The 7,023-nt window shown below is 66.2% G+C and carries 5 protein-coding genes; 4 read left to right on the forward strand and 1 reads right to left on the reverse strand.

What is annotated here, in order from left to right; all coding sequences use genetic code 11:
- Positions 1-28 precede the first annotated feature (28 nt).
- The 3 genes from DIE08_RS34340 to DIE08_RS34350 all read left to right on the forward strand — a co-directional run bounded on the left by DIE08_RS34340 (position 29) and on the right by DIE08_RS34350 (position 3,716).
- Positions 29-1,147, forward strand: a complete 1,119-nt coding sequence (locus tag DIE08_RS34340; protein ID WP_124906292.1) for a Rieske 2Fe-2S domain-containing protein — start codon at positions 29-31, stop codon at positions 1,145-1,147.
- 30 nt (positions 1,148-1,177) lie between these two features.
- Entirely contained in the window at positions 1,178-2,521 is a 1,344-nt protein-coding gene (locus tag DIE08_RS34345) for an MFS transporter (protein WP_124906294.1), read from the forward strand.
- Positions 2,522-2,621: 100 nt separating this feature from the next.
- Positions 2,622-3,716, forward strand: a complete 1,095-nt coding sequence (locus DIE08_RS34350; RefSeq protein ID WP_124629768.1) for a porin — start codon at positions 2,622-2,624, stop codon at positions 3,714-3,716.
- Positions 3,717-3,737: 21 nt separating this feature from the next.
- Here DIE08_RS34350 and DIE08_RS34355 read toward each other — a convergent pair whose 3' ends face one another.
- Complete coding sequence (locus DIE08_RS34355) at positions 3,738-4,184, reverse strand: hypothetical protein (protein ID WP_124906296.1); 447 nt, start codon at positions 4,182-4,184, stop codon at positions 3,738-3,740.
- Between the two features lie 421 nt (positions 4,185-4,605).
- On the opposite strand from DIE08_RS34355, the gene DIE08_RS34360 reads away from it, so the two are divergent.
- Positions 4,606-6,792, forward strand: coding sequence for a TonB-dependent siderophore receptor (locus DIE08_RS34360; RefSeq protein WP_124906298.1), 2,187 nt, complete (start codon positions 4,606-4,608; stop codon positions 6,790-6,792).
- Positions 6,793-7,023: the final 231 nt, after the last annotated feature.

Here is a 7,023-nt window from a genome sequence, read left to right on the forward strand (position 1 = left end):
CGGCCAATCACAATACTGGAGACGATCAATGGAGCAGCCTGCCCGGCCCCCCATCAACACAACGCGATTCCCGGTCGACCGATGGTGGGTCGCCGCGCTGTCGTCCGAACTGACGGACAAACCCGTCGCCCGCACGCTGCTCGGCCGCCCGGTCGTGCTGTTCCGGTTGCCGTCCGGGGAAGTCGGTGCGCTGGAAGATCGCTGCTGCCACAAGTCGCTGCCGCTGTCGTGCGGCTCGCTCGAAGCGCGCGGCCTGCGCTGCGGCTATCACGGCCTGCTGTTCGACCGCGACGGCACCTGCGTGGAGATTCCCGGGCAGGACCGGATTCCGGCAAAGGCGTGCGTGCCGTCATATCCGGTGCGGGAACAGGACGCGATCGTATGGATCTGGATCGGCGCCGACGCGCACGCCCAACCAACCTGCGCGCCGCCGCGCTATGCGTTCCACACGGATCCGCAATACCGGTTCGGCGGCGGCAACTACCATTACGACGCACCGTATCAGCTGATTCACGACAACCTGATGGATCTGAGCCACCTCGGCTATGTCCACCTGAAAACGATCGGCGGCAACGCGCCGCTGCACATGGGCGCGGAAACCCGCGTCAGCAGCGACGGCGACACGGTGACGCTGGTCCGCCGGATGCCGGATTCCGACCCGCCGCCGACCTACACGGCCGCATGGCCGTTCGCGGGCCGGGTCGATCGCTGGCAGGAAATCGAATTCCACGTGTCGCATATCCGGATCTGGACCGGCGCGATGGACGCCGGCACCGGCGACCTGCTCGATCCCGCGCGCGGTGGCTTTCACATGCGCGGCTTCCACGGCATCACGCCAGAGACGGACACCACGACGCACTATTTCTGGACCGTCGCGACCAATCCGCAATACGACGTCGAACGCGTCGCGCAAACGGTCATCGAGCAATCCGCGGCGACGTTCGATGAAGACAAGACCGTGATCGAAGCGCAATACCGGAATCAGCTTCGGTTTCCGGGCAGCCACCAGATCGACATTCACGTCGACGCGGGCCCCAATCGCGCGCGGCGCGTGATCCAGCGGCTGCTGCAACAACCCGAACTCGCGTTCGCATTCGCATTCGCCCCGCTCGCCAAAACCGGCTTCGATTTTTTCCAATTCTATTAGTCATACTATTTTTTATGAAGGGTCTTTGACGTGAGTGCAAATATCCGCAATACGATCGACGCATCACCGATGAGCACGTTCCAGACGATGGCGGTCACGGCCTGCGTCGTGCTGAACATGCTCGATGGCTTCGACGTGCTGGCCATCGCGTTTGCCGCGCCGCACCTGGCCGCCGAGTGGAAACTGAGCGGCAAGGAAATCGGCCTGCTGCTGAGCGCGGGGCTCGCCGGCATGGGGATCGGCTCGGTGCTGATCGCGCCGCTCGCCGATCGCATCGGCCGCCGCCGCATCATCCTGTTCTGCCTCGCCGTCATCTCGACCGGGATGCTCGCCTGCGCGGCCACGCACAGCACGCTGCAACTCGCGATCGCACGTGCGTACACGGGGCTCGGCATCGGCGGCATGCTGGCGAGCCTGACCGTCATCAGCGGCGAATACGCATCGAACAAATGGCGCAGCGCCGCGATCGGCATGCAGTCGACCGGTTACGCGATCGGCGCCACCGCCGGCGGGGTCATCGCCGGCTACCTGCTGTCGACGTGGGGATGGCGCAGCGTGTTCGCGTTCGGCGGCATCCTGACCTTGACGGCGATCCCGATGGTGCTCGCACTGCTGCCGGAATCGCTCGACTTCCTGCTGGCACGGCGTCCAGACGACGCGCTGCAGAAAATCAACCGCATCCTCGCGAGAATGAAGCGCGCGCCGATCGACGCACTGCCGGCCGTGACCGCGTCCATCGACACGACGAACCCCGCGTCGAGCTGGACGGCCGTGCTGCGCGCGCCGCTCACGCGCCGCACGATCGCGCTGTGGATCGCGTTCTTTCTCGTGATGGGCAGCTTTTATTTCGTCGTCAGCTGGACGCCGAAGCTGCTGGTCCAGGCCGGGCTGTCGGCATCGCAGGGCGTGACCGGTGGTGTGCTGCTCAACCTCGGCGGCATCGCGGGCGCGTCGCTCTTCAGCTTGCTGTCCACCCGGTTCGGCCTGCGCAACCTGCTGGGCGCGACGCTGTTGCTGGGCGGCGCGCTGATGGTCGTGTTCGGCATGAACACCGGCTCGCTCGGCATCGGGATGACCGTCGGGGTGTTCCTCGGCGCCGTGATCAATGCGTGCGTGGCCGGCATGTATGCGTTGTCGCCGACGCCCTATCCCGCCGAGATCCGTACGACCGGCATCGGTCTCGCGGTCGGCATCGGCCGACTCGGCGCGATCCTGTCGCCGATGACGGTCGGCGCGCTGCTGGACGACGGCTGGTCCGTGCCCCATCTCTATCTCGCGTTCCTCTTGCCGATGGCCGGCGCGGCGATCGCCGTCGCCGTGGCGGGCGGGCGCGCCGTGGCACCGCACCGGCAGCGCGACCCGGCGATCTCGTAACGCGCGACGCCCGCAGTGCTGCCGATACCCGTCGGCATTCCGGACATGTCCCGGGCCTGAAAAATTGATAAGTATATCTACATACTGTTTGGAGACAGCCATGAAAACGAAACTGGGCGTCGTATTCGCGACGGCGATGGCGCTGGCCGGACCGGCCTGTGCGCAAAGCAGCGTCACGCTGTACGGGATCATCGATACCGGCGTGTCCTACTACAACAATGCGGCACACGGCGGGACGTTCACCGGGATGCCGACGCTGACCGGCGAAGTGCCGTCACGCTGGGGCCTGCGAGGCACCGAGGATCTCGGCGGCGGCTACCAGGCGTTCTTCGTACTCGAAAACGGCTTCCAGCCCGGCACCGGTGCGCTGAACTACGGCGGGCGTCTGTTCGGGCGGCAGGCGAACGTGGGCGTGAACAGTCCCTTCGGCGCGCTGACCCTCGGCCGCCAGATGAACATGTCGATGATCGTGCTGACCAATGCCGACGTGATCGGCCCGTCGATTCATTCGATGGCGGATTTCGACTCGTATCTGCCGAACGCCCGCAGCGACAATGCGATCGGCTACAAGGGCACGTTCCACGGCGTGACGCTCGGCGCGACCTACAGCTTCGGCCGCGACGCGGCCGGGCCGGCGGGACCGTCCGCGACGGGCTGCGGGGGACAGGTGCCCGGCGACATCGTAGCCTGCCGCCAATACACGGCGATGCTCGCCTATGACGCGAGCAATTTCGGGGTCGCCGCATCGCACGACGTGATGCGCGGCGGCGGCGGCGCGCTCGCGCCGCTGAACAATCCGGCGTACACCGACACGCGCGACATCGTCGCCGGCTACGTGAAGATCGGCCCCGCGAAACTCGGCGCCGGCTGGATCCGCCGCAACCTCGCGGCGGCCGCACACCTGCAGGCCGACATCGTGTTCGCCGGCGGCACGTACTACGCGACACCCTACCTCGCGCTCGACCTGCAAGGCGTGCGCTACCTGCAACGCCGCGAAAACGGCGAAGGCGGCACGAACGCCACGCTCTTCGTCGGCCGGGCGAACTATTTCCTGTCGAAGCGGACGACCGTCTATACGTCGGTGGGCTATATGTTCAACAGCACGCTGGCCGCGAACGCGGTCGCCGCCGGCGGGACGGTCGGCACCGGGATGAATCAGCTCGGTGTGATGGCCGGCATCCAGCAGAAGTTCTGATCGCCGGACATCGCCCGTCGATCAATCGGCGAGCCGGCAATGCGAAAGGTTCAATCCGGGCAGCACCGGCGCGTCGATATAGCCTTCGTTCTCGCAACTGAAGCGGAAATTCGCGGACGCCGTGAACGGCTTGATCTCGCCGCCGGGGAATTTCGGTTTCAGCGCGGCCTGGTCGGCCACGTCGAAATGCGTATCGAACTGTTCCCCGTCGGTCGTCAACGCACCGAAGTACGTGCCGCCCGGGTCGCTGCCCATCCGGATCACGGCGCCGACGAACGCGAGGCGCTTGCCGTCGTATTTCGTCTTAGCGGCAGCCATGTCCTGCGTATAGGCCTCGATCACGGTGCCGTAGTGCGCGTCGATCGCGGGCTCAGCGGCCGGCGCGGCGCAGGCGGCCTGGTACACGCACGCCAGCAGCGCGCATGCGGCCAACGCGGCCGTCATGAACGGCGCGGGAATCTTTTTCATGGGTGGTCTCCCGTCAAGCGTAGTGGTTGAAGTCGTTGACCGAGGCGCGGTGCCGGCTGCCCGGCGCCACGCCGGACGATCGTGCCGCCGTTGCTTTATTCGTTCGAATCGCGGAACGCGGCTGCAGTCACTTCACCACCCGCATGGTCGACGGCGGTGCGAAACATCGCGCTGCACGCGACGTGACAGGAAGATGGCATGGTGCGGCCCCCGGCTCTCATTGAATTTCACTGCGTCTGATTTTGGCCGCTACGGTAGCAGACGGCCGAAGACCCGGCAATCGCGATGCACGGTCCATATCGGCCTCGTTACAATTGCAAACGATTCTCATTACGTATATCATGCGCGTCCTGCCTCGGCGAATCAGTGAAGCGCCGCGGCCCGCGCCTTCATCCTTAGCACTCCGTCCATTCATCGATTCATGCCATCCCGTCGACCGCCCCGCCGCGCGCGGACCTTGCGTCCGTGGCGCGCGAGCCTGCCTGCCCTGATCACCCTTTGCGTCGCAAGCGGCGCGCATGCGGATGCCGAACCTGCCGCCACGGCCTCGTCGGCCGCGCCCTCGCGCTCGTCGACGCCCGCGCCGCCTGAACGCGAACTGCCGACGATCAGCGTCAGCGCATCGGCGGCCACCGATCCGACCGTCGGCTACCAGCCGCGCACCAGCAGCGTCGCCGGCGGCGACGATCGTCCGCTCAAGGAGATTCCGCAATCGGTCGCCGTGGTCAGCAGCAGCGTGATGCAGGACCAGCAGGCGCGTTCGCTCGACGACGTGCTCGGCAACATCAGCGGCGTGACGCAGACCAACACGCTCGGCGGCACGCGCGACGCGTTCATCAAGCGCGGCTTCGGCTCGAACAACGACGGCTCCGTGCTCGTCGACGGCGTGCGCACGCCGGTGCTGCACAGCTACCTCGCGACGATCGACCGCGTCGAAGTGCTGAAGGGCCCCGCTTCGCTGCTGTACGGGATGCAGGACCCGGGCGGCGTGATCAACCTCGTCACGCGCAAGCCGGAAGAAACATTCGGCGGCTCGATCTCGGCCTCGCGCACGAGCCACGGCGGCAGCGGCGCGCAGTTCGACCTGACCGGCCCGCTCGGCAAGCCGGGCCAGGTCGCGGGCGGCACGCTCGCGTTCCGGCTCACCGGCGAATACGACACGAGCCGCTACTGGCGCAGCTTCGGCCGCCAACGCGATGCGCTGATCGCGCCCGCGCTGTCGTGGCACGACGCGAACACGTCGATCGACGTCAGCTACCAGTACGTCGACTACACGATGCCGTTCGATCGCGGCACCGTGCTCGTGAACGGCCGCCCCGACGATGCGCTGCGCTATCGCCGCTACGAGGAAGCGTGGGCGCAAAGCAGCGGGATCCAGGAAACGCTGCGCGCGCGCATCGAGCACCGCTTCTCCGACGCATGGCGCGTGCGCGCGACCTACGGCTGGGGCCGCGACCGCTACGATCAATACATCACCCGCGCGACCGCCTTCAACAGCACGACCGGCGCGCTATCGCGCACGTCCGACGCGAACCTCGGGCGCAACGACTCCGACCAGATCGCGACGCTCGGCCTGCTCGGCAACCTGACGCTCGCGGGAATGAACCACGCGCTCTACATCGGAGGCGAATACGAGCGGCAGCGCAGCTTCCGCGGCGACACGATCCGCGGTACCGCGACCAGGGGCTTCGATCTCTACGATCCCGTATACGGCCTGCTCGCGCCCGGCGGCACGGTAAGCACGAAGCAGAGCGATTCGCTTTCGAAGGTCCATACGTACTCGATGATCGTGCAGGACTCCGTGAAGATCACCGATCGGCTCACCGCGGTCGGCGGGTTGCGCTGGGAGGACTGGCAGCAGGAATCGGGAATGGGGCGGCCGTTCGTGTTCGCCGACCGCTCGCACGGCAACGTGTGGCTGCCGCAGTTCGGGCTCGCCTATGCGCTCACGCCGTCGCTGACCGCGTATGCGAACGTGAGCCGCTCGTTCAAGCCGAACGTCGCGTCGAACGTGGCTGCCCCGCTCGCGCCGGAATTCGGCCGCGTGCTGGAAGCTGGCCTGAAGTTCAACCTGAAGCCCGGCATCACCGGCACGCTCGCGGCCTATCAGATCGACAAGCGCAACGTCGCGGTCACGGTCGGCGACATCACGTCGACCATCGGCACCGCGCGCTCGCGCGGGATCGAACTCGACGTCGCGGGGCAGCTCACGCGCCATCTGAGCCTGATCGGCAGCTACGCGTACACGAACGCGAACGACCGCGACAGCAACACGCCGCTCGTCAACGTCGCGCGCCACACCGGCAGCCTGTTCGCGGTGTACGACACGGCGATCGCGAACCTGCCCGGACGCTGGCGCTTCGGCGGCGGCGCGCGGCTCGTCGGCGCACGGCCCGGCGACACCGCGAACAGCTTCACGCTGCCCGGCTACGTGACCGTCGATGCTTTCGCGGCCTATGAAACGACGATCGGCAAGTTCCCGACACGCATCCAGCTCAACGTGAAGAACCTGCTCGACAAGACCTACTATCCGTCGAGCAACAGCAATCTGATCGTCGCGGTCGGCGAGCCGCGGCTCGTCACGCTGACGACGACGGTGTCGTTCTGAGGTTCTGATGTCCTGATGCGTGCGTGGGCTGGCAGGCAAACAGCGGCCCACGCTCAAAATTGCAACCATCGGGTATGCGCTGAAATGAATTTTGTCCAGTTAGCCGCCCATCTAAACGGCTTTTCAGATCGATCCTATATTCAAATCGCGAGTGATTGCGCACGCTTGTGCCTGGAGAATTTCATGTACGTCCACATGCTGAGAGCCTGCTGCTAGTCATTCCTTCACTAG

The organism is Burkholderia sp. Bp9004 (assembly GCF_003858025.1).
In the GTDB taxonomy this organism is placed as follows: Bacteria; Pseudomonadota; Gammaproteobacteria; order Burkholderiales; family Burkholderiaceae; genus Burkholderia; species Burkholderia diffusa.

What these genes read in the sequence shown, in the direction of transcription:
- DIE08_RS34340 (WP_124906292.1), top strand. Translation starts at nt 29, where the DNA reads ATGGAGCAGCCTGCCCGGCCCCCCATCAACACAACGCGATTCCCGGTC.
- DIE08_RS34350 (WP_124629768.1), top strand. Translation starts at nt 2,622, where the DNA reads ATGAAAACGAAACTGGGCGTCGTATTCGCGACGGCGATGGCGCTGGCC.
- DIE08_RS34360 (WP_124906298.1), top strand. Translation starts at nt 4,606, where the DNA reads ATGCCATCCCGTCGACCGCCCCGCCGCGCGCGGACCTTGCGTCCGTGG.
- DIE08_RS34355 (WP_124906296.1), bottom strand. Translation starts at nt 4,184, where the DNA reads ATGAAAAAGATTCCCGCGCCGTTCATGACGGCCGCGTTGGCCGCATGC.